15 protein-coding genes are annotated in these 21,077 nt (G+C 64.6%); 9 read left to right on the plus strand and 6 right to left on the minus strand.

What is annotated here, in order from left to right; translation table 11 throughout:
- Positions 1-59 precede the first annotated feature (59 nt).
- The 3 genes from hemH (at position 60) to EN786_RS02500 (ending at position 2,718) form a co-directional block, all read left to right on the plus strand.
- Complete coding sequence (hemH, locus tag EN786_RS02490) at positions 60-1,124, plus strand: ferrochelatase (protein WP_127311676.1); 1,065 nt, start codon at positions 60-62, stop codon at positions 1,122-1,124.
- Positions 1,125-1,282: 158 nt separating this feature from the next.
- Complete coding sequence (locus EN786_RS02495; protein WP_127284908.1) at positions 1,283-2,233, plus strand: SPFH domain-containing protein; 951 nt, start codon at positions 1,283-1,285, stop codon at positions 2,231-2,233.
- Between the two features lie 20 nt (positions 2,234-2,253).
- Positions 2,254-2,718 carry an NfeD family protein gene (locus EN786_RS02500; protein ID WP_127284907.1) on the plus strand — a complete coding sequence of 155 codons (465 nt, stop codon included), beginning with the start codon at positions 2,254-2,256 and terminating at the stop codon, positions 2,716-2,718.
- An 80-nt stretch (positions 2,719-2,798) separates the two neighbouring features.
- Here the strand turns inward: EN786_RS02500 and EN786_RS02505 are convergent, their stop codons facing one another.
- Entirely contained in the window at positions 2,799-3,800 is a 1,002-nt protein-coding gene (locus EN786_RS02505) for a KpsF/GutQ family sugar-phosphate isomerase (protein ID WP_135907953.1), read from the minus strand.
- Positions 3,801-4,008: 208 nt separating this feature from the next.
- Between EN786_RS02505 and EN786_RS02510 the strand changes: the two genes are divergently transcribed.
- Positions 4,009-5,799 (plus strand): outer membrane beta-barrel protein, encoded by a 1,791-nt coding sequence (locus EN786_RS02510; RefSeq protein ID WP_127310098.1) that lies wholly within the window; start codon positions 4,009-4,011, stop codon positions 5,797-5,799.
- A 97-nt stretch (positions 5,800-5,896) separates the two neighbouring features.
- Here the strand turns inward: EN786_RS02510 and galU are convergent, their stop codons facing one another.
- The gene (gene galU / locus EN786_RS02515; RefSeq protein ID WP_189340465.1) at positions 5,897-6,811 is read right to left on the minus strand and encodes a UTP--glucose-1-phosphate uridylyltransferase GalU; all 915 of its coding nucleotides are present in this window, start codon (positions 6,809-6,811) and stop codon (positions 5,897-5,899) included.
- Positions 6,812-7,013: 202 nt separating this feature from the next.
- Between galU and EN786_RS02520 the strand changes: the two genes are divergently transcribed.
- Both EN786_RS02520 and EN786_RS02525 read left to right on the plus strand, forming a co-directional pair.
- Positions 7,014-8,237, plus strand: coding sequence for a lytic murein transglycosylase (locus EN786_RS02520; protein ID WP_127287155.1), 1,224 nt, complete (start codon positions 7,014-7,016; stop codon positions 8,235-8,237).
- Positions 8,238-8,263: 26 nt separating this feature from the next.
- Positions 8,264-9,490: a DUF459 domain-containing protein gene (locus tag EN786_RS02525; protein ID WP_127310097.1), complete on the plus strand. Its 1,227-nt coding sequence runs from the start codon at positions 8,264-8,266 to the stop codon at positions 9,488-9,490.
- On the opposite strand, the gene EN786_RS02530 is transcribed toward EN786_RS02525, so the two are convergent.
- On the minus strand, positions 9,487-10,941 hold the full coding sequence (locus EN786_RS02530; RefSeq protein WP_127310096.1) for a glutamate synthase subunit beta: 1,455 nt from the start codon (positions 10,939-10,941) through the stop codon (positions 9,487-9,489). The genes EN786_RS02525 and EN786_RS02530 overlap by 4 nt on opposite strands.
- A 142-nt stretch (positions 10,942-11,083) precedes the next feature.
- Entirely contained in the window at positions 11,084-15,820 is a 4,737-nt protein-coding gene (gltB, locus tag EN786_RS02535) for a glutamate synthase large subunit (RefSeq protein WP_135907954.1), read from the minus strand.
- A 480-nt stretch (positions 15,821-16,300) separates the two neighbouring features.
- Between gltB and EN786_RS02540 the strand changes: the two genes are divergently transcribed.
- A complete protein-coding gene (locus tag EN786_RS02540; RefSeq protein WP_127310094.1) occupies positions 16,301-17,353 on the plus strand; it encodes a low specificity L-threonine aldolase in 1,053 nt (350 codons plus the stop codon).
- A gap of 26 nt (positions 17,354-17,379) precedes the next feature.
- Positions 17,380-18,270 (plus strand): MBL fold metallo-hydrolase, encoded by an 891-nt coding sequence (locus EN786_RS02545; RefSeq protein ID WP_127310093.1) that lies wholly within the window; start codon positions 17,380-17,382, stop codon positions 18,268-18,270.
- 3 nt (positions 18,271-18,273) lie between these two features.
- Here EN786_RS02545 and EN786_RS02550 read toward each other — a convergent pair whose 3' ends face one another.
- Entirely contained in the window at positions 18,274-19,026 is a 753-nt protein-coding gene (locus tag EN786_RS02550; protein WP_127285161.1) for a sulfite exporter TauE/SafE family protein, read from the minus strand.
- Between the two features lie 147 nt (positions 19,027-19,173).
- Positions 19,174-19,641 (minus strand): Hsp20 family protein, encoded by a 468-nt coding sequence (locus EN786_RS02555; RefSeq protein WP_126058414.1) that lies wholly within the window; start codon positions 19,639-19,641, stop codon positions 19,174-19,176.
- 455 nt (positions 19,642-20,096) lie between these two features.
- Here EN786_RS02555 and EN786_RS02560 point away from each other — a divergent pair, with 455 nt between their 5' ends.
- A complete protein-coding gene (locus EN786_RS02560) occupies positions 20,097-21,053 on the plus strand; it encodes an alpha/beta hydrolase (RefSeq protein ID WP_127285162.1) in 957 nt (318 codons plus the stop codon).
- Positions 21,054-21,077 lie beyond the last annotated feature (24 nt).

The following is a 21,077-nucleotide window of genomic DNA, read 5'->3' on the forward strand; positions in this document are numbered from 1 at the left end:
CGGCGTATCGCTAATTTCGCCCCGCCATCGCTGGTTTCGCGATGCCCGGAGACCCCTTGATGACGTTGACCAGCCCGATCGATCCCAAAGCCGCGCAGGCCGCAGGCGCGCTGCTGGCTGGTCCCGCGCCGGCCAAGGCGGGCAAGGTCGGCGTGATGCTGATCAATCTCGGCACGCCCGACGGCACCGACTTCAAGCCGATGTGGCGCTATCTCAGGGAGTTCCTCTCCGATCCGCGCGTCATCGAGCTCAACAAGGCGATCTGGTACCCGATCCTCTACGGGCTCGTCCTGACCACCCGTCCGAAGAAGTCGGGCGCCAACTACGCCAGGATCTGGAACCGGGAGAAGAACGAGTCGCCGCTGCGCACCTTTACCCGCGCCCAGGCCGAGAAGCTTACCCAAGCGTTTGGTGACCTGCCCGATGTCGTCGTCGACTGGGCGATGCGCTACGGCAATCCATCGACCGCGAGCGTGGCCCAAAAACTGGTCGAGCAGGGCTGCGACCGCATTCTTTCCTTTCCGCTCTATCCGCAATATTCGGCGACGACCACGGCGACCGCCAACGACCAGCTGTTTCGCGCGCTGATGAAGATCAGGCGCGCGCCGGCGATCCGCAGCGTGCCGCCCTACTATGACGAGCCTGTCTACATCGAGGCGCTTGCCCGCTCGATGGAACGCCATCTGGCCAGCCTCGACTTCGCGCCGGAGGTGGTCATCACTTCCTACCACGGCATCCCAAAACCCTATTCCGACAAGGGCGACCCTTATCAGGCCCATTGCCTGGAGACGACGAGGCTGCTGCGCCAGAAGCTCGGCTGGGACGAGAAGAAGCTGATCACCACCTTCCAGTCGCGCTTCGGCGCGCAGGAGTGGCTGCAGCCCTACACCGACGTGACGGTCGAGAAGCTCGCCAAGGACGGCGTCAAATCGATCGCCATCGTCAATCCCGGCTTTTCCGTCGACTGCATCGAGACGCTGGACGAGATCGGCCGCGAGGCGGCCGAGACCTTCCATCATGCCGGAGGCGAGAACTTCGCCCATATCCCTTGCCTCAACGACAGCGCCGAAGGCATGGCGGTGATCGAGGCGCTGGCGCGGCGCGAGCTGTCGGGCTGGGTGTGAGCCCACTGCGTTGAGGCGATCGATCGCCCCTGTCGCGCTCTTCCATCCACTAATAATGAGCGATCACCTGATTGTAACACTATTGAAACACACCTAAGTGTTTGGTGAAGTCGGCTGCATGGTCTCAACGCCATGGCCGGCATCTGAGGGAGATTCAAATGGACTTCAGTGGTTTCGGTATTGCGATTGGTGCACTTGCCTTTCTGGTGTTGGTGCTTCTTATCAAAGGCATCAGGACAATCCCGCAAGGTTATAATTATACGGTGGAACGCTTTGGCCGTTACACCAAAACACTGAGCCCAGGCCTCAACCTCATCGTGCCGTTCGTCGACCGCATCGGCGCCAAGATGAACATGATGGAGCAGGTGCTCGACGTTCCGAGCCAGGAAATCATCACCCGCGACAACGCCATTGTGGGTGTCGACGGCATCGCCTTCTTCCAGATCCTCAATGCGGCGCAAGCGGCCTACCAGGTCTCCGGCCTGCAGAACGCAATTCTCAACCTGACGATGACCAACATCCGTACTGTCATGGGTTCGATGGACCTCGACGAATTGCTGTCCAACCGCGATGCCATCAACGAACGCCTGCTGCGCGTCGTCGACGAGGCCGCGCACCCCTGGGGCATCAAGATCACCCGTGTCGAGATCAAGGACATCAATCCACCGGCCAACCTGATCGAATCGATGGGCCGGCAGATGACGGCCGAGCGCAACAAGCGCGCCCAGATCCTCGCCGCCGAAGGCCTGAAGCAATCGCAGATCCTCGAGGCCGAAGGCCGCAGGGAAGCCGCCTTCCGCGACGCCGAGGCGCGCGAGCGCTCGGCCGAGGCCGAAGCCAAGGCGACGCAAGTGGTTTCGGAGGCGATCTCCAAGGGCGACGTCCAGGCGCTCAACTACTTCATCGCTCAGAAATACACCGAAGCGCTGACCAGGATTGGTTCGGCCACCAACAGCAAGATCGTGCTGATGCCGCTTGAGGCTTCGTCGCTGATCGGCACGCTGGGCGGCATTGGCGAGATCGCCAAGGAAGTCTTCAAAGATGGCGGACCGGCTGCCGCGACGCGGCAGGGTTCGCGCCCGCCGGTCGTCAAGTCCGGCGACAACTGAGATCATAGGAGGCTGCTCCCATGTTCGACCGCATCATTTCCGAACTTGGTCCGTGGAACTGGATGGTACTGGGCCTCGTCCTCCTGGTGATGGAGGTCATAGCACCGGGCATCTTCATGCTGTGGATCGGCATCGCCGCATTGGTGATCGGCCTGATTTCGCTGCTCATCTGGGACGCAAGCTTCTGGACCTGGGAAGTTCAGGTCCTTGCCTTCCTGGCACTGTCGCTGGTCTCGGCCTTCGCCGGCAAGAAGCTGGTTGGCGGCCGTCATGACGCGACCGACCAGCCGCTGCTCAACCGGCGCGGCGCGCAGCAGGTCGGCAAGATGGCCACCCTTGCCGAACCGATCAAGGACGGCCGCGGCCGCATCAAGCTCGGCGACACGCTGTGGCGCGTGTCGGGTCCCGACCTGCCGGCCGGCACGCAAGTGCGCGTCGTCAGTTCGGCCGATACCGACCTGGAACTGACTGTCGAAGCTGTCTGATCGCCCGAAAGCGCGCAGCGCTTTCGAAACAGAAAATCAGGGCGTGTCGCGTAGGGCTTCCCGAGCGTGACGCGCCTTTTTCAGGCCGCCCCGATCCGCAGCAGATCATGCAGGTGGACGAGCCCCACAGGACGTCCGTCCTCGACCACCATCAGGCTGGTGATGGCGGAGGTGTTGATGGTCTGCAGCGCCGTCGCCACCAGCGTGTCCGGCGTCGCCGTCTTTGGTTTCCTGGTCATCACCTGATCGACGCTCATCGCCAGAAGGTCGTTGGCGATATGGCGGCGGATATCGCCGTCGGTGATGATGCCGATCAGCGCCCCATCGGCGCCGCTGATCGCCACGCAGCCGAAGCCCTTGCGCGAGAGTTCGATGATCGCCTCGCGCATGCCGGTGCCCGACGGCACCAGCGGCAGACGCTCGCCGACATGCATGATCTCGCGCAGTTGCGTGAGATTGGCGCCGAGCTGTCCGCCTGGATGGAAGGTGCGGAAATGGTCGGGCGTGAAGCCCCGCGCCTCGAGCAACGCAATGGCCAGCGCGTCGCCCATAACCAACTGCAGCAGCGCCGATGTCGTCGGTGCCAGGCCGTGCGGACAGGCCTCCGGCGCGGGCGGCAGGAGCAGCACCACGTCGGCGGCGCGCGCCAGTGCCGAGGTCTCGCCGGACGTGATGGCGATCAGCGGGATCGAGAAACGCTTGGAATAGGCGACGATGCCCATCAGCTCCTTGCTTTCGCCAGACCATGACATGGCGATGATGGCATCGTCTTTGGCGATCATGCCGAGATCGCCGTGATTGGCTTCCGCCGGATGGACGAAGAAGGCGGGCGTACCGGTCGAGGCCAGCGTTGCGGCGATCTTGGAGCCAATATGGCCGCTCTTGCCAACGCCGGTGACGATGACGCGGCCCTCGATGCCCGAAATCAGCTCGACGGCGCGCGCGAATGGCTCGGCCAGCCCGTTCTCGAGCGCGGCGGCAAATGCAACCATGCCGGCCTGCTCCGTCGCCACGGTTCTCAGCGCCGAATCGATCGAAGCCTGCCTGTCCGGGCGCTTCTTTTCTGGGGACCCTGCATGCATGGCTGATGCGCTTAGCGCTTTGCCGCCCGCCTGTCCAACAGAAATGCCACCTGCGGTCGATGGCGGCCCTCGCCTGAAGCACCATTTTGGCTTCGACATGCGGGACACCGAATGCGCGAGAGAACCGCCCGCCTCAACCCTCCGTTAACCATCCCCATTTACGGTTCGGTAAGTATGGCGCGCCTGCGCCGCGCAAGCAGTGGTGACGATGACCGGGGCCCAGCCTGAAACGAAAAGAGGTCGAACGGGCAAGGCCGTCAGCACGCTGCTGCTGGCGGCGAGCGTCCTCGCTTTGCTGCGGCCGATGCCGCTCCATGCCCAGGAAACCGAGTTGCGCGGCGAGGTTTCGGAATCGGCGATCCTGTCGGACCAGCAGCGCAAGGTCAGGCAGATGAGCAGGGCTCGCGCTCAGGATCTGAACGGGCCGGCGACCGCGACCGCCGACGCTCCGGCCGACCCCTATTCGCCGGCTAGCCCCGGCGCAGTGCCTGACGAGACCGATGGAACGGCCGCGAACGACAGCATCTTCGACCAGCCTGCCGCCACCGACGATCCGTTCGTCGAGAACCCTTCTCCGCCCAAGCCGCGCCGGACCTCAACCGCCAAACAGCGCGCCGACGATGCGGACAAGAAGGACACCGCCGGGAACAAAAAGACAAAGGCCGCCGACAAGAAGAAGACCAAGCAGCAGACCGACCCAACGGCGACCGGGACCACCACTACCGCAGACACTGGAACCGCCGGAGAGGACCAGGACGGCGCCAACCGTCGCGCCGTCACCATCGACAGCGTCGACAAGCAGAAGCTTGACCCCGGCGCCGAGCGCACCGCCTCGATCGAAGGCCAGAAGATCAAGCCCGAGGACGACCCCTTCGCCGCCACCGGCATCAAGGTCGGCACCTTCGTCTTCCGGCCGACGCTGGAGCAGGGCTTCACCGCGACGTCCAATGCCGATGCCAGCAGCGGCGGCACGTCGGCGGTGCTGTCGGAGACGGCGCTGCGTTTTTCCGCGACCTCCGACTGGCGCGAGAACTCGGCCACGATCGATGGCTACGGCATTTTCCGCAACACGGTTTCCGGCCAGAAGATCAACGACGCGCAAGGCCGCATCGAAGGCCAGCTCAACGTCGACCTCGACAACGAGCTGCGCGCCATCGCCAAGCTCGGCTACGAGGCGGTGCCGGAATCGGCCTCCTCGCCGGACGCCATCGCCGGCGTCACTTCGCAGCCGCTGCGGCAGACCGTGGACGGCAGCCTCGGCATCGAGAAGGACGTCGGCAAGATGCGCTACGCGCTGACCGGCGCGATCACGCATGACTTCTATGGCGACGCCGATCTTTCGGACGGCACCACACTGTCGCAGAAGGACCGCGACTCCACGCTCTATTCCGCGACCTTGCGCACCGGCTATCAGGTTTCGCCGGCCATAACGCCTTTTGTCGAGGTGGAGGCAGGGCGACGGGTCTATGATCTGCGCCTCGACAGCAACTTGTACGAACGTTCCTCGACCAGGCTCGGCGCGCGCGCCGGCCTCGAACTCGACATGGACGACAAGCTGTCGGGCGAATTCTCCGTCGGCTGGCTGCGCGAAGCGATCGACGACGACCGCCTGCCGGCCAATGCGGGCCCCTACGTCAACGCCGATCTCAAATGGTCGCCCGAGCGCGGCACCATCGTCGGGCTCACAGGCAGGACCACCATCGAGAGCACCACCACGGCCGGGGAGAGTGGCGATGTCCTCTACTCGGGCAGGCTTACCGGCGAACGCCAGGTCCGCGCCAACCTGACGGCGAATTCCGCGCTTGGCCTCGACTGGCGCGACTATACCGGCTCCGACGGCCATGACCTGATCCTGAGCGCCGAGGCCGGCCTGACATGGTGGCTGAACCGCTATGCCGGTCTCACCACAAGGGTCAGGACCGAGAAGCTGAACAGCAACCTGGCCGGCCGCGACTATGTCGCCAACAGCATCTTCCTGGGGCTGAAGGTGCAGCGCTGAGGGGTCTCACCGTTTCAAAGAAACGGCGAGCCGCTCTATCTCTTTGTTTTGACGCAATTCCGGACGGAAAACCGCTCGCACTTTTCCTGGAATTGCTCTAGAGCGCCGCACCGCGCCGCTCGGACGGCTGCATCTCGTCGAGCAGGGTGCGGATGACGCCGGCCATGCTCTCATTCATGTCTCTGCGCCACAAAGCGAAGGCGACATTGGCCTCGACAAAGCCTTCCGGCGAGCCGCAGTCGAAGGTGCGGCCCTGGTAGTGGTAGCCGTAGAAGGGCTGCTGCTTCTCCAGCTTCAGCATCGCATCGGTGAGCTGGATCTCGTTGCCGGCGCCGCGCTCCTGGCCTTCGAGGATGCCGAAGATCTCCGGCTGCAGGATATAGCGGCCGTTGATGAACAGGTTCGAGGGCGCGGTGCCTGCCTTCGGCTTCTCGACCATGCCGGTGATGCGGAAGCCGTGATGGGTATCCTCGCCGCGGCCGACAATGCCGTATTTATGCGCCTCGGCCGGATCGCACTCCTGCACCGCGATGATGTTGTTGCCGGTCTCGGCATAGAGCTCGACCATGTCCTTCATGCAGCTCTTTTCCGACTGCATGATCATGTCGGGCAACAGCAGCGCGAAGGGCTCGTCACCGACCAGTTCGCGGGCGCACCAGACGGCATGGCCGAGCCCCATCGGCACCTGCTGGCGGGTGAAGCTGGTCTGGCCCGGCGCCGGCTGCAGCCGCTGCAGGCGGGCGAGTTGGTCGTCCTTGCCGCGCTGGGCAAGCGTGTCGTAGAGCTCGAACTGGACGTCGAAATGGTCTTCGATGACCGCCTTGTTGCGGCCGGTGACGAAGATGAAATGCTCGATGCCGGCGTCGCGCGCCTCGTCGACCACATACTGGATGACCGGTCGGTCGACGACGGTCAGCATTTCCTTGGGAATCGCCTTGGTGGCGGGAAGGAACCGCGTACCGAGACCAGCGACCGGGAAGACTGCTTTGCGAACTCTCTTCATGCTGCCAATTATCCGCTTGATTACGCGCTCCGCAATCCCGTTCTGAGACATTTTCGCGCCGGAATCGAGATGTAAGGAACGCCGAGTTTACAAAACTTGCAGTGCGTAAAGCATCGTCGCGTCTTTTCGTTCCCGCCCCCACCTATGGTAAACTAAATACTAACCGGGTTCGGCGATGAATGATCTTCCTGATACGAAAAAGGAGGAACAGATGTCCGTTCGCAGCACCGCAAAGCGCCTTGCAAGCGTCGTGACGGCGGCCAGCCTGTCGCTTGCCCTGCTGATGCCCGCGGGACCTGCTTTCGCCGATGCCGGATTCCGGCAATGGGTTGCCAGCTTCCGCGCCACGGCGGTGCAGAGCGGCGTCTCCGGTGCGATCTACGACCAGGCCTTCAGGAACATCACCGATGTCGATCCGGTCGTGCTGGAAAAGGCCCGCACCCAGCCCGAGTTCACGGCACCCGCCTGGGACTATTTCGACAACCGCGTGCACGACCAGTCGGTCGCCGTCGGCCAGCAGATGGCCAGGAAATGGAAGCCGTGGCTGGACAGGATCGAGGCGCGGTTCGGCGTCGACCGCAACATCCTGCTCGCCATCTGGTCGATGGAATCGAACTATGGCGAGATCCTCAAGCGCAACGACATCATGCGCAATGTCATCCGCTCGCTGGCGACGCTTGGCTATGCCGACCCGCGGCGTTCGAAATTCGCCCGCACCCAGCTGATCGCGGCGCTGAAGATCCTGCAGAGCGGCGACATCGACGAAAGCCATCTCAGCGGCTCGTGGGCCGGCGCCATGGGCCACACCCAGTTCATACCGACCAGCTACCAGCATTATGCCATCGACATGGACGGCAACGGCAAGCGCGACATCTGGAACTCGATCCCCGATGCGCTGGCGACGGCCGCCAATCTGCTGAGGAAGAACGGTTGGCAGGCCGGCAAGACCTGGGGCTACGAGGTCGTCCTGCCGGCCGGCAAGCTTCCCGCCGGCTCGAAGACGCTGGCGCAATGGCAGGCGCTTGGCGTCGTCAGGGCCAACGGCAAGCCGTTCAAGAACGGCTCCGACAAGGCGACGCTGAAAGTGCCCGACGGCCGCGGCGGGCCGGCCTTCCTGATGATCAAGAACTTCTCGGTCATCAAGGCCTACAACAACGCCGACAAATACGCGCTCGCCGTCGGCCTTCTTGCCGACGAGATCGCTGGTGGCAGCGGCCTGGTTCAGGACTGGAAACGGCCCTTCACCAAGCTGAGCTTCGAGGAGCGGCAGGAACTGCAGCAGCGGCTTTCCGAACACGGCTATTATGACGGCAAGTTCGACGGCAAGATCGGCGAGGGATCGAAGGCCGCCATCATGGCCTTCCAGGCGAAGGCCGGCTTGACCCAGGATGGCTATCCGAGCATGGAAGTGCTCAAATGGCTCCGCAAGAAATAGGAACGCCTCAGGGACGGAGGAAGTGATTGGTTTCGGCTGGGCGCATACTGGCGATCGTTCGCCGCACGCCGATCCTGATCCTGGCCCTCGCCGTCCTGGCGGTGGCTGCGGCCAGCGCCTTCCACACGCCCGCCATGGCGCAGGAGGAGCAGAGCCGCGGCTGGTCGCTGCGTGACTTGCTGTTCCCGCGCCGCAGCGAGCGCTTCGAGCCGCCGCTCGACATCCAGAAGGCAAGGCCGAAGGCAAAGACCAGGAAATCCAAGCCGCGCCTGCCGGCAGAGCCACAGACGCCGATCGTCGAGAAGACGCCGGATGCCCGCGCCGTGCTGGTGGTCGGCGATTTCATGGCGAGCGGTCTCGGCGAGGGCCTGGACACCGCCTTCGCCGAAAACGCCGGCGTCAGGATCGCGGTGCGCAGCAACGGTTCTTCCGGCTTCGTGCGCGATGATTTCTACAACTGGCCAGAACAGATCAAAACGCTGATCGAGACCGAGAAACCATCGGTCGTCGTCGTCATGCTCGGCTCCAACGACCGCCAGCAGATGAAGGTCGGCGACGTGCGCGAACAGCCGCGATCCGAGAACTGGACCAAGGAATATGAGCGCCGCACCGATGCGCTCGGCAAGGCCATCGCGGAAGCCAAGGTGCCGTTCCTGTGGGTCGGCATGCCGGCCTTCCGGTTGCCGAAGATGACTTCCGACATGCTGGCCTTCAACGACATCTACCGCTCGGCCGCCGAAAAGCATGGCGGCGAGTTCGTCGATGTCTGGGACGGTTTCGTCGACGAGAACGGCGCTTTCGTCACCACCGGCCCCGACATCAACGGCCAGGCGGTGCGGCTGCGCTCGGACGACGGCATCAATGTCTCCAAGGCCGGCAAGCGCAAGCTTGCCTTCTACACCGAAAAGCCGCTGGCCAAGATCCTCGGACTGGCGGCGCCCGGAAGCGTGACGACAGTCTCCGCGCCGGCGGGCGCCCCGGTCGAAGCGCCGGCGCCCAATGCCGCCCCGATCGTGATCGACCGCACCGTGCCGATGCTGCTCGGCGATCCGGCGCTGGACGGCGGCTCCGAGCTTCTCGGCGCGGCGGCGCCCGCCAAGGCGAATCCGAATTTACCTGGCGAGAAACTCGTCATCGAGGGCAAGGCGCCCGCCGCCTCGCCCGGCCGCGCCGACGATTTCTCCTGGCCGCCGAAAAGCCAGCCCACAACGTCAGCCGCGACACCGGATACGACGACGGCTATCAACCCTTAACGAGGCAGCACGCTCGATCCCATCAGCGCCTCGTCGATCGAGCGCGCCGCCTGGCGGCCCTCGCGAATCGCCCACACTACCAGCGACTGGCCACGGCGCACGTCGCCCGCCGCGTAGAGCCTGTCGACGCTGGTCTTGTAGTCGCGGTCATTGGCCTCGACATTCTTCGAGCGGCGGCTGTCGGTGACGATCCTCATCTGCCCATCCAGCTCGCTCGCCACGCCGGTGGCGGCCGGCCCGGCAAAGCCGATGGCGATGAAGGCGAGATCGGCGCGGATGACGAATTCGGTGCCGGCGATCGGCTTGCGCTTCTCGTCGACCTCGCAGCAGCGGACGCCGGTCAGCTGGCCGTCCTCGCCGATGAATTCAAGCGTTGCCACCTGGAACTCGCGCTCGGCGCCCTCGGCCTGCGAGGACGAGGTGCGCATCTTGGTCGCCCAGTAGGGCCAGACGGCGAGCTTGTCTTCCTTCTCCGGCGGCTGCGGGCGGATGTCGAGCTGGGTGACGCGCACCGCGCCCTGGCGGAAGGCGGTGCCGACGCAGTCGGACGCGGTGTCGCCGCCACCGACGACGACGACATGCTGGCCGCTGGCTATGATCGGATGCGAGGGCCACGCCACGGACTGGATCGGCTCGCCACCGACACGGCGATTCTGCTGCACCAGATAGGGCATGGCGTCATGCACGCCGCCGAGGTCGTCGCCCGGGATGTTGGCGGCGCGCGGCATTTCCGAGCCGCCGCAATAGAGCACCGCGTCATGTTCGGCGAGCAGTTCGGCCACAGGCTTGTCGACGCCGACATTGACGCCGCAATGGAAGGTCACGCCCTCGCCCTGCATCTGCTCGATGCGGCGGTCGATATAGTGCTTCTCGATCTTGAAGTCCGGGATGCCGTAACGCATCAGCCCGCCCGGACGGCTCTCGCGCTCATAGACATGCACGTCATGGCCGGCGCGGCCGAGCTGCTGGGCCGCCGCCATGCCGGCCGGGCCGGAACCGATGACGGCGACGCGCTTGCCGGTCTTCTTCTCCGGCGGATAGGGCCGTACATGGCCGGTCTCGTAGGCCTTGTCGGCGATCGCCTGCTCGACCGTCTTGATGGCGACCGGAATGTCCTCGAGGTTCAGCGTGCAAGCTTCCTCGCACGGCGCCGGGCAGATGCGGCCGGTGAATTCCGGGAAGTTGTTGGTCGAATGCAGGTTGCGGATCGCATTGTCCCAGTCGCCATTGTAGACGAGGTCGTTCCAGTCGGGGATCTGGTTGTGGATCGGGCAGCCGGTCGGCCCGTGGCAGAACGGAATGCCGCAATCCATGCAGCGCGCGGCCTGCTTCTCGACCTCCTTGTCCGACATCGGCAAGGTGAATTCGCGGAAATGCCGGATGCGGTCGGAGGCCGGCTGGTACTTGTGCACCTGCCGGTCGATCTCAAGAAACCCTGTTACCTTGCCCATAGTCCAGTCCCTGCTGTCCGAAGGCACGCACTTGTCGGCGCACCCGTTAACCCCATAAGGCCGCCATGGCAACCGCAGTCCGGGGTCAGGATTGTTGGTGAGGATGGCAGCCGGAGATCCATCTCTCCGGCCCTTCCAATGCTTATTCGGCCGCCACGCTCATGCGCATGCGTTCCATCTCGATCAGCGCGCGGCGATACTCGACCGGCATGATTTTCCGGAATTTCGGCCGGAACGCCGTCCAGTTGTCGAGGATCTCGCGGCCGCGCACCGAGCCCGTGAAATGCACGTGGTTCGAGATCAGCTGATAGAGCCGCTCCTCGTCATGGCTGGTCATGTCGCCGGAGACGTCGACGCGACCCTTGTGGTCGAGATCGCCGCCGTGATGCAGCAGCTTCTCCATGAGGTCGTCTTCCTCGGGGACCGGCTCCAGCTCGACCATCGCCATGTTGCAGCGCTCGGCGAAATCGCCCTTCTCGTCCAGCACATAGGCGACGCCGCCCGACATGCCGGCAGCGAAGTTGCGCCCCGTTTTGCCGAGCACGACGACGATGCCGCCGGTCATGTATTCGCAGCCATGGTCGCCGACGCCTTCGACGACTGCCGCGACGCCCGAATTGCGCACCGCGAAGCGCTCGCCGGCGACGCCGGCGAAATAGGCTTCGCCCTCGGTCGCGCCGTAAAGCACCGTATTGCCGACGATGATGGAGTCAGCCGCGACGATCTTGGCCTCTTCCGGCGGGCGGATGACGATACGGCCGCCCGACAGGCCCTTGCCGACATAGTCGTTGCCGGCGCCGACCAGCTCGAACGAGACGCCCCGCGCCAGGAAGGCGCCGAAGGACTGGCCGGCGGTGCCGGTAAGCTTCACCTGGATCGTGTCCTCGCGCAGGCCCTTGTGCTTGAAGCGCTTGGCCACTTCGCCCGACAGCATCGCGCCCGCCGAACGATCGACGTTGCGGATCGGCAGCTCGATGGACACGGCCTGCTTGGCTTCCAGCGCCGGCTTGGCCAGCTCGATCAGCTTGCGGTCGAGCACGTCGTCGATCGGGTGCTTCTGGCGCTCGGTCCAGTGCACCGCCTCGTGCGGCGCGTCCGGCTTGAAGAACATCTTGCCGAAATCGAGCCCGCGCGCCTTCCAGTGCCGGATCACGTCGCGCTTCTCCAGAAGATCGGTGTCGCCGATGATCTGGTCGAGATGGGTGAAGCCCATTTCGGCGAGCAGCGCGCGCACCTCTTCCGCCACATAGAAGAAGAAGTTGATGACGTGCTCGGGCGCGCCCTTGAAGCGCTTGCGCAGCACCGGGTCCTGCGTCGCCACGCCGACCGGGCAGGTATTGAGGTGGCACTTGCGCATCATGATGCAGCCGGCCGCGATCAGCGGCGCGGTCGAGAAGCCGAACTCGTCGGCGCCGAGCAGCGCGCCGATGATGACGTCGCGCCCGGTGCGCAGGCCACCGTCGACCTGCAGCGCCACGCGCGACCTCAGGCCGTTGAGCACCAGCGTCTGATGCGTCTCGGCGAGGCCCATTTCCCACGGGCTGCCGGCATGCTTGAGCGAGGTCAGCGGCGAAGCGCCGGTGCCGCCGTCATAGCCCGAGATGGTGATGTGGTCGGCGCGCGCCTTGGCGACGCCGGCCGCGACCGTGCCGACGCCGACCTCCGACACCAGCTTGACCGAGACGTCGGCCGCCGGGTTGACGTTCTTCAGGTCGTAGATGAGCTGCGCCAGATCCTCGATCGAATAGATGTCGTGATGCGGCGGCGGCGAGATCAGGCCGACGCCGGGCGTCGAATGCCTGACCTTGGCGATGGTCGCGTCGACCTTGTGTCCGGGCAGTTGTCCGCCCTCGCCGGGCTTGGCGCCCTGCGCGACCTTGATCTGCATGACGTCCGAGTTGACGAGATATTCCGCCGTCACGCCGAACCGCCCCGACGCGACCTGCTTGATCGCCGAGCGCTCGGGGTTCTTGCCGCCGCCGGGCAGCGGCAGATAGCGGTCCGACTCTTCGCCGCCCTCGCCGGTGTTCGACTTGCCGCCGATGGCGTTCATGGCGCGCGCCAGCGTCGTGTGCGCTTCCCTGGAGATCGAGCCGAACGACATCGCACCGGTCGAGAAGCGCTTGACGATCTCTGCCGCCGGCATGACATCGTCGAGCGCGACCTTGTTGCGGCCGGTCTCTTCGGCGAGCCTGATCTTGAACAGGCCGCGAATGGTCTGGGCGCGCGCCGTCTCGCTGTCGATCTGCGCCGAATAGTCCTTGAACGTGTCCCACGAGCCCTGGCGCACGGCGTGCTGCAACGTGGCGACCGCGTCTGGCGACCACATATGCGCCTCGCCGCGCATGCGGTACATGTACTCGCCGCCGACCTCGAGGCCGTTGCGCAGCACCGGATCGTTGCCGAAGCCGTCGGTGTGGCGGCTGAGCGTCTCGGCCGCGATCTCGTCCAGCCCGACGCCCTCGATCAGCGTCGCGGTGCCGGTGAAGTACTTCTCGACGAAGTCCGACTTCAGGCCGATGGCGTCGAAGATCTGCGCGCCGCAATAGGACTGGTAGGTCGAGATGCCCATCTTGGACATCACCTTGAGGATGCCCTTGCCGATCGACTTGATGTAGCGCGAGACCACTTCGTAGGCGTCGACCTCCTCCGGCAGCTCGCCGCGCTTGTGCATGTCGAGCAGCGTGTCGAAGGCGAGATATGGGTTGATCGCTTCCGCGCCGTAGCCGGCGAGGCAGCAGAAATGATGCACCTCGCGTGGCTCGCCGGATTCGACCACCAGGCCAACCGAGGTGCGCAAGCCCTTGCGGATCAGATGGTGGTGCACCGCGGCCGTCGCCAGCAGCGCCGGGATGGCGATGCGGTCCGGCCCGAGCTGGCGGTCGGACAGGATGATGATGTTGTAGCCGCCGGCAACAGCCGCCTCGGCGCGCTCGCAGAGCCGGTCGATGGCGCCTTGCATGCCCGCAGCGCCTTCGTTCGAGCCATAGGTGATGTCGATCGTCTTGGTGTCGAAACGATCCTCGGTGTGGCCGATGGAGCGGATCTTCTCCAGATCGCCATTGGTCAGGATCGGCTGGCGCACCTCGAGCCGCTTGCGGCGCGAATTGCCGACCAGGTCGAAGATGTTCGGCCGCGGCCCGATGAACGACACCAGGCTCATCACCAGCTCCTCGCGGATCGGGTCGATCGGCGGATTGGTGACCTGTGCGAAGTTCTGCTTGAAATAGGTGTAGAGCAACTTCGACTTGTCCGACATCGCCGAGATCGGCGTGTCGGTGCCCATCGAGCCGACCGCTTCCTGGCCGGTGGTGGCCATCGGCGACATCAACAGCTTGGTGTCTTCCTGGCTGTAGCCGAACGCCTGCTGGCGATCGAGCAGGCTGACGTCCTTGCGCAAAGCGCGCGGCTCGACCGGCTTCAAATCTTCCAGGATGAGCTGCGTGTTGGCGAGCCAATTCTTGTAGGGGTGCCTGGTCGCGATCTCCGACTTGATCTCCTCGTCGGAGATGATGCGGCCCTTCTCCAAGTCGATCAGCAGCATGCGGCCGGGCTGCAGCCGCCACTTCTGGACGATCTTCTCCTCCGGCACCGGTAGCACGCCGGCCTCGGAGGCCATGATGACCCGGTCATCATCGGTGACGATATAGCGCGCCGGGCGCAGGCCGTTGCGGTCGAGCGTGGCGCCGATCTGGCGACCGTCGGTGAAGACCACCGCCGCCGGGCCGTCCCACGGCTCCATCAACGCCGCATGGTATTCGTAGAAGGCCTTGCGATCGGCATCCATGAGCTTGTTGCCGGCCCAGGCTTCCGGGATCAGCATCATCATGGCGTGGCTCAGGCTGTAGCCGCCCTGGAACAGGAATTCGAGCGCGTTGTCGAAGCACGCCGTATCCGACTGGCCCTCATAGGAGATCGGCCACAGCTTCGAGATGTTGTTGCCGAACAACTCGGAATCGACCGAGGCCTGGCGGGCGGCCATCCAGTTGTTGTTGCCGCGCACGGTGTTGATTTCGCCGTTGTGCGCGACCATGCGGTACGGGTGCGCCAGCTTCCACGACGGGAAGGTGTTGGTCGAGAAGCGCTGGTGGACCAGGATCAGCGCCGTTTCGAAGCGCGGATCGCTGAGATCCCTGTAGTAGGCGCCGACCTGGTAGGCCAGGAACATGCCCTTGTAGACGATGGTGCGCGCCGACAGCGACACGCAATAGGCGCCGATGTCCTTGTTGTCGTTCTCGGCATAGATGCGGCCGGATATGACCTTGCGCAGCAGATAGAGCCTGGCCTCGTACTCTTCGTCGTCGGGGATGTCGGCCGTGCGGCCGATGAAGACCTGCCTGTGGAACGGCTCCGACGCCGCGATGTCCGGAGCCTTCGACAAAGATGAATTGTCGACCGGCACGTCACGGAAGCCGATCAGCGGCAGCCCCTCGGACTGCGCCGATTCGGTGATGATGTCCTCGATATGGGCGCGCAGTGCCGCGTCCTGCGGCATGAACCAGTGTCCGACGCCGTATTGGCCCGCCGGCGGCAGGTCGATGCCCTTGGCTGCCATCTCCTCGCGGAAGAAGCTGTCGGGAAGCTGCACCAGAACGCCAGCGCCGTCGCCGACCAGCGGATCGGCGCCGACGGCGCCGCGATGCGTGAGGTTCTCCAGCATCGCCAGACCGTCCTTGACGATCTGGTTCGACTTCACGCCCTTCATGTTGACGATGAAGCCGACGCCGCAGGCGTCGTGCTCATTGCGCGGATCGTAAAGGCCCTGGGCGGCGAAACCGTTGGCGGCGCGCCCGGCATTGGTCAGGGAGGTATTTTTGACGGTTGCCGCTTTCGTCTGCGCGGCCTGGCCGTTGATCGCAGATGGCGTCAATTCCGTCATCGTCCTATCCTCCGTTCCCAGCCCTTCGGGCGCTGGTTTGCCTCGGGAAGCGCGTTGCTTCCCCTTCATCCTTGCTGCACGTCTTGCGAAATCCTTGCCGAACCATGCGGCTGGCCGCCTGGGTCGTATCCGGTATCGTACAGGCCAGAGCCGAGCCGTCTACCCGTCGCGCGCGGCAACGGCCGGAATGGCCCATATGATACGCCAGTCCGGCCTGTTTTGCGCGACAAAATAAGACAGCACTACTGTCCTAAATTTTTTATGGCAGAAATCAGCCGCCCGCACAAGACCGATTCACAAAAATCTTGCCCAGGATGCGACACAAAATTTCGTGAGATGGAGGCGCAACGCAAGGTTCGGTCGCCCGCCCATTTCAGCTTCGGCTGGCATCACCGCTTTCCCGGCAGTTGGCCCCTTGCACTTGCAAGACCAAAACGGTCAAGTCGCGCCGGCTTCTGCAAATCAGCTACGGACCTCTCGATGTTCTTTGCATCCGACAACTGGGCGGGCGTCCATCCCGACATCTCTGCCAACCTTGCGCGGCACGCCGTCGGCATCGCCACCGCCTATGGCGACGGAGACCTGGACCGCGCCGTCTACCGCCGCTTCAACGAGATCTTCGAGCGCGACGTTCAGGTGTTCTTCGTCGCCACCGGCACGGCGGCGAACGCGTTGTCGATGGCGGCGTTGAACCGTATCGGCGGCATCGCGCTTTGCCATTCCGAAGCACACGTGAATGTCGATGAATTCGGCGCGATGGGTTTCTACACGGGCGGCGCGCGCGTGATGCCGGTGCCCGGGCCTCTGGGTCGCATTAACCCGCAGGCGCTGGACAAGGCCATCCAGCGCTATTCGCGGGACCTCGCGCCCGGCGGCCAGCCGATGGCCGTGACCATCACCCAGGCGACCGAAGTCGGCACGGTCTACGCTGTCGACGACGTCAAGGCGATCTCCGAGATCAGCCGTCGCCACGGCCTGCCGCTCCACATGGACGGTGCCCGTTTCGCCAACGCCATCGCCGCGACCGGTGTCACGCCGGCCGAGATGACCTGGAAGAGCGGCGTCGACATCATCTCCTTCGGCGCCACCAAGAACGGCTGCTGGATGGCCGACGCTGTCGTGATCTTCAATCCGGAGGTCGGCAAGGACCTGCGCCTGCTTCGCCAGCGCGCCGGCCAGACCTTCTCCAAGGCCCGCTTCATCTCGGCCCAGTTCGAAGCCTATCTCACCGATGACCTCTGGCTGCGGATGGCAGGCCATGCCAATGCCATGGCCGCGCATTTGGCCGAGACGATTGAGGACGCGCCGACGGGCAGGCTGGCATGGCTGCCGCAAGCCAACGAGGTGTTCGCCATCCTCGACCGCGCTATCGCCGAAAGGCTGCAGGCGGCTGGCGCCAAATTCTACGAATGGGGCGTGCCGCAAGGTTTTGACGGCCATCTCGGCGACAACGAGGCGATCTACCGTTTCGTCGCCAGCTTCGCCACCGCGACGGAAGAGATCGATCGCCTCGGGCAACTGCTCGCCCCTTAAGCGCTGCAGCGATCGGGAGTAACCGGATGACCAGGCCCTCTCTCGGCTCGACCATGCGGCTGGTTCGTCCGGCGCCAAACGTTGTCGGCTTCTACGATGGCCGCGTCGATGGCGTTCGCATCTGGTCGGAGGAGCCGAACTGGCTCGACGACGGCGCTTATACGCTGGGCATTTGCACCTATGCGATCGTCGATGGATCGCAAGCGCTTGTCTATGACACGCATATATCCCTGCCCCACGCCCGCCTTGTCCGGCGGACACTCGAAGAGATGGGCGTGACCTCGATCCGCGTCGTGCTCAGCCACTGGCATGACGATCATATTGCCGGCAACGAGGTGTTCCATGATTGCGAGATCATCGCCAACCGCCTCACAGCCTCGGCCCTGGAACGCGGCCGGGCCGAGATCGAAGGCGGCAATCCGCCGATCAGGCCGCTCGTGCTCCCCAACAGGATATTCGACAACAACCTCCATTTGACCGTCGGAGCGATCCCCGTCGAACTCCGCCAGGTCGAAATCCACAGCCATGACGGCACGGTCCTGCTGATGCCCGATGCCGGCCTGTTGCTGGCGGGCGACACGGTGGAGGACTCGATCACCTATGTCTCCGAACCGGAGCGTCTCGCCGAACATCTGATCGACCTCGAGCGCATGGCCGGCTGGCGGTTCGATCGCATCCTGCCCAACCACGGCTCCTGGGAAATAATTGCAGCGGGTGGCTATGACAGAAGCCTTATCGCCGCGACCCAGGCCTATGTTCGAAAACTCCTTGCCTGCCGGCAAGTGCCTGACCTGGCCAAGCAGGATCTGAGAACCTTCGGCGCGGACATGTTTGCCTCGACGGCCGTCGAGTATTTCGCGCCATACGAAGCCGTTCACCGACAAAATGTCGAGGCTGTGCTGGCGGCAAAGGGCTAATGGCTAGCCCAGGAACGGCCGCGCCAGCAGCTCCAGGCCAAGCACGATCAGGAAGATCAGAAACCAGCGCCGGAAGGTCGCCGGGCTGATGCGCTGCCTGAGCAACTGGCCGAGCCACATGCCGAGCAGGGCCGGCAGCACCGCCAGCGACGACATCGCGAGATGCTCGACCTCGAACGCTCCGTGCGAGGCGAGGCCAAGCGCCAGCGCGATGGTGGACACGGTGAAGGAAAGGCCGAGCGCCTGGATCAGGTCGTCCCTGCCGAGCCCCAGCGCCTGGATGTAGGGCACGGCCGGCACCACGAAGACGCCGGTGCCGCCGGTGACGAGGCCGGTGAGGACGCCGATGATGGGCGACAGCCAGCGCTCGGCCCGGGCCGGAATGCCGGGCTGCCGCGCCAGGAGTGTGTAGGCGGCGTAGAGGACAAGGGCGGCGCCGAGGCCGGCGGTCGTCCATTTGACATTGTCGCTGGCGAGCAGCCGCGCGCCGGCAATCGTGCCGATCAGGATGCCGGCCATCATCAGCCACAGCCGGCGCAGGATCGACGCGAAGCTCGGGCCGGCGAACAGCTGCCAGACATTGGTGACGAAGGACGGCACGATCAGCAGCGAGGCCGCGGTGACAGGCGGCATGACGGTGCCCAGAAGCCCCATCGCCAGCGTCGGCAAGCCCATGCCGGTCACGCCCTTGACGATGCCGGCCAGCAGGAAGGTGATGGCGATGGTTGCCGTCAGCGCCAGGGAAAAATCGGACATCGCCCTTCATGCTGGGCCGGCGCCTGCTTCAAAAGGGCCAGAAGCCTTTGTTGCGGATGGCACAGAATCCGCGCAAACAAAAAGCGGCGCCTCTCGGCGCCGCTTTCGTCTCGGGAGGAGACGGACTTTTGAGGATGGAGCCCGCGCTTAGGCGGCCGCCTTGGCCTCGATCTGCCTGGCCTTGTCCGAGGACTGGGTGATCGCGATCTTGCGCGGCTTCAGCTCCTCGGGGATGTTGCGCTTGAGGTCGACGAAGAGCAGGCCGTTCTTCAGCGTGGCGCCCTCGACCTCGACATGGTCGGCGAGCTGGAAACGCCGCTCGAAAGCCCTGGACGCGATGCCGCGATAGAGCAGCTCGGAGCCCTCGCCATTGCCCTCTTCCTTGCGCTCACCCTTGACGGTCAGCACGTTGCGGTGGGCTTCGATCGAGATCTCGTCTTCCGAGAAGCCGGCAACCGCCATCGAGATACGGTAGGCGTTCTCGCCGGTGCGCTCGATGTTGTAGGGCGGATAGGTCTGCGCGCCGTCGGGCTGGCCGAGCGAATCGAGCATGGTGAAGAGACGGTCGAAACCGACGGTCGAACGATAAAGCGGGGAAAAATCAACGTGACGCATGGGGTGTTCTCCTACTGAGCAACAGAGTTTGCGTTTGGCCGCTGCGAAACCCGGAATGGCGCTTCGGATGGGCCAGCGGTCCCGACATCGGCGACCGCACCAGACATTTGGGAAGCGCAAAAGGGCATTTCAAGATTTTTTGCGGACATGACATTCCGGCCTCGATGAACGGCAGATGAACCGCGGTTTCGGCCTGCGTTCAGCCAGGCGGCGTTAGGATGCGGCCAGGATCAAGGACCAGGCGGCGCGCCCAACAGACGCCGCGACGAGGCCGAGCCGGGTGTTAACGTCCCTTCCTCCCGGATCGACAGAGGCCGGAGGCCGCCAACGCTGCTTCCGGCCTCGTTCGTTGTCTCCACCTCACCTCCGCGACGCCTTTGCTTTTGCCGCATGGCCGTCTATCACCATGCGACGCCTCGCCAGCTCGGGCGACGGAGCAAAGAACGAAACGCCGAATGACGGATCTCTTTTATCAGACGCCGGACAATCCGCCGCCGGAGAACGCCGCCGGCGGCTTCTTCACCACGCGTGACCGCAAGAAGATCCGCTACGGCGTCTTTGCTGCCACCACCCGCCCGCTCAAGGGCACCGTGGTCCTGCTCACCGGCCGCAACGAATGCGTTGAGAAATATTTCGAGACCATCCGCGATCTTTGCGGCCGCGGCTTCGGCGTCGCCACGCTCGACTGGCGCGGCCAGGGCGGCTCCGACCGGCTGATCGGCGACCGGCAGCGAGGCTACGTCCGCAGCTTCCGCGACTATGCCAGCGATCTCGAGCAGTTCTTCGAGGAGGTGGTGCTGCCTGACTGTCGCGGGCCCTACTACATCCTGGCCCATTCCGCCGGTGCGGTGGTCGCGCTGCTCGCCTCGCCTTCGATGGTCAATCGGGTGCGGCGCATGGTGCTGATCGCGCCTTTCCTGACCTTGCCCGATCTGCCGGTGTCGATAAGCACCGTCCGCCGCGTCTGCACGGTGTTCTGCGCGATCGGCCTTGGCCGGCTCTATGCCGCGATGGGACCGCGACCGAAGGAGACGACGCCGTTCGAGATCAACAAGGTGACGTCGGATCCCGCGCGCTACCGGCGCAACACCGGCATCTACGAAGCCTGGCCGCAGCTGGCGCTCGGCGGGCCGACGATCCGCTGGCTGAAGGCGGCGGCCGAGGCCTCCGTCAAGATAGGCGATCCGGATTTCATGGGCGCGATCCAGGTTCCGATGCTGGTGATCGCCGCCGGTGCCGACCAGGTCGTCTCGACCAAGGCGGTGGAAGCCTATGCCAGGCGCCTGCGCCTCGGCTCGCTGCTGATGATCGACGGCGCCCGCCACGAGATCCTGCAGGAGAAGGACCTCTATCGCGAGCAGCTTCTCGCCGCCTTCGACGCCTTCATTCCCGGAACCGGCGACGCGCCCTGATCAGCGCCCGGGCACTGTCATGGC

This window comes from Mesorhizobium sp. M4B.F.Ca.ET.143.01.1.1 (assembly GCF_004792275.1).
GTDB classification, from domain to species: Bacteria; Pseudomonadota; Alphaproteobacteria; order Rhizobiales; family Rhizobiaceae; genus Mesorhizobium; species Mesorhizobium abyssinicae.

Excerpts from the sequence above, each read along its gene's own strand:
- EN786_RS02560 (WP_127285162.1), top strand. The coding sequence starts at position 20,097 with ATGACGGATCTCTTTTATCAGACGCCGGACAATCCGCCGCCGGAGAAC.
- EN786_RS02550 (WP_127285161.1), bottom strand. The coding sequence starts at position 19,026 with ATGTCCGATTTTTCCCTGGCGCTGACGGCAACCATCGCCATCACCTTC.
- EN786_RS02495 (WP_127284908.1), top strand. The coding sequence starts at position 1,283 with ATGGACTTCAGTGGTTTCGGTATTGCGATTGGTGCACTTGCCTTTCTG.
- EN786_RS02530 (WP_127310096.1), bottom strand. The coding sequence starts at position 10,941 with ATGGGCAAGGTAACAGGGTTTCTTGAGATCGACCGGCAGGTGCACAAG.
- EN786_RS02500 (WP_127284907.1), top strand. The coding sequence starts at position 2,254 with ATGTTCGACCGCATCATTTCCGAACTTGGTCCGTGGAACTGGATGGTA.
- EN786_RS02510 (WP_127310098.1), top strand. The coding sequence starts at position 4,009 with ATGACCGGGGCCCAGCCTGAAACGAAAAGAGGTCGAACGGGCAAGGCC.
- hemH (WP_127311676.1), top strand. The coding sequence starts at position 60 with ATGACGTTGACCAGCCCGATCGATCCCAAAGCCGCGCAGGCCGCAGGC.
- EN786_RS02540 (WP_127310094.1), top strand. The coding sequence starts at position 16,301 with ATGTTCTTTGCATCCGACAACTGGGCGGGCGTCCATCCCGACATCTCT.
- EN786_RS02520 (WP_127287155.1), top strand. The coding sequence starts at position 7,014 with ATGTCCGTTCGCAGCACCGCAAAGCGCCTTGCAAGCGTCGTGACGGCG.
- gltB (WP_135907954.1), bottom strand. The coding sequence starts at position 15,820 with ATGACGGAATTGACGCCATCTGCGATCAACGGCCAGGCCGCGCAGACG.
- EN786_RS02545 (WP_127310093.1), top strand. The coding sequence starts at position 17,380 with ATGACCAGGCCCTCTCTCGGCTCGACCATGCGGCTGGTTCGTCCGGCG.
- EN786_RS02505 (WP_135907953.1), bottom strand. The coding sequence starts at position 3,800 with ATGCATGCAGGGTCCCCAGAAAAGAAGCGCCCGGACAGGCAGGCTTCG.
- EN786_RS02555 (WP_126058414.1), bottom strand. The coding sequence starts at position 19,641 with ATGCGTCACGTTGATTTTTCCCCGCTTTATCGTTCGACCGTCGGTTTC.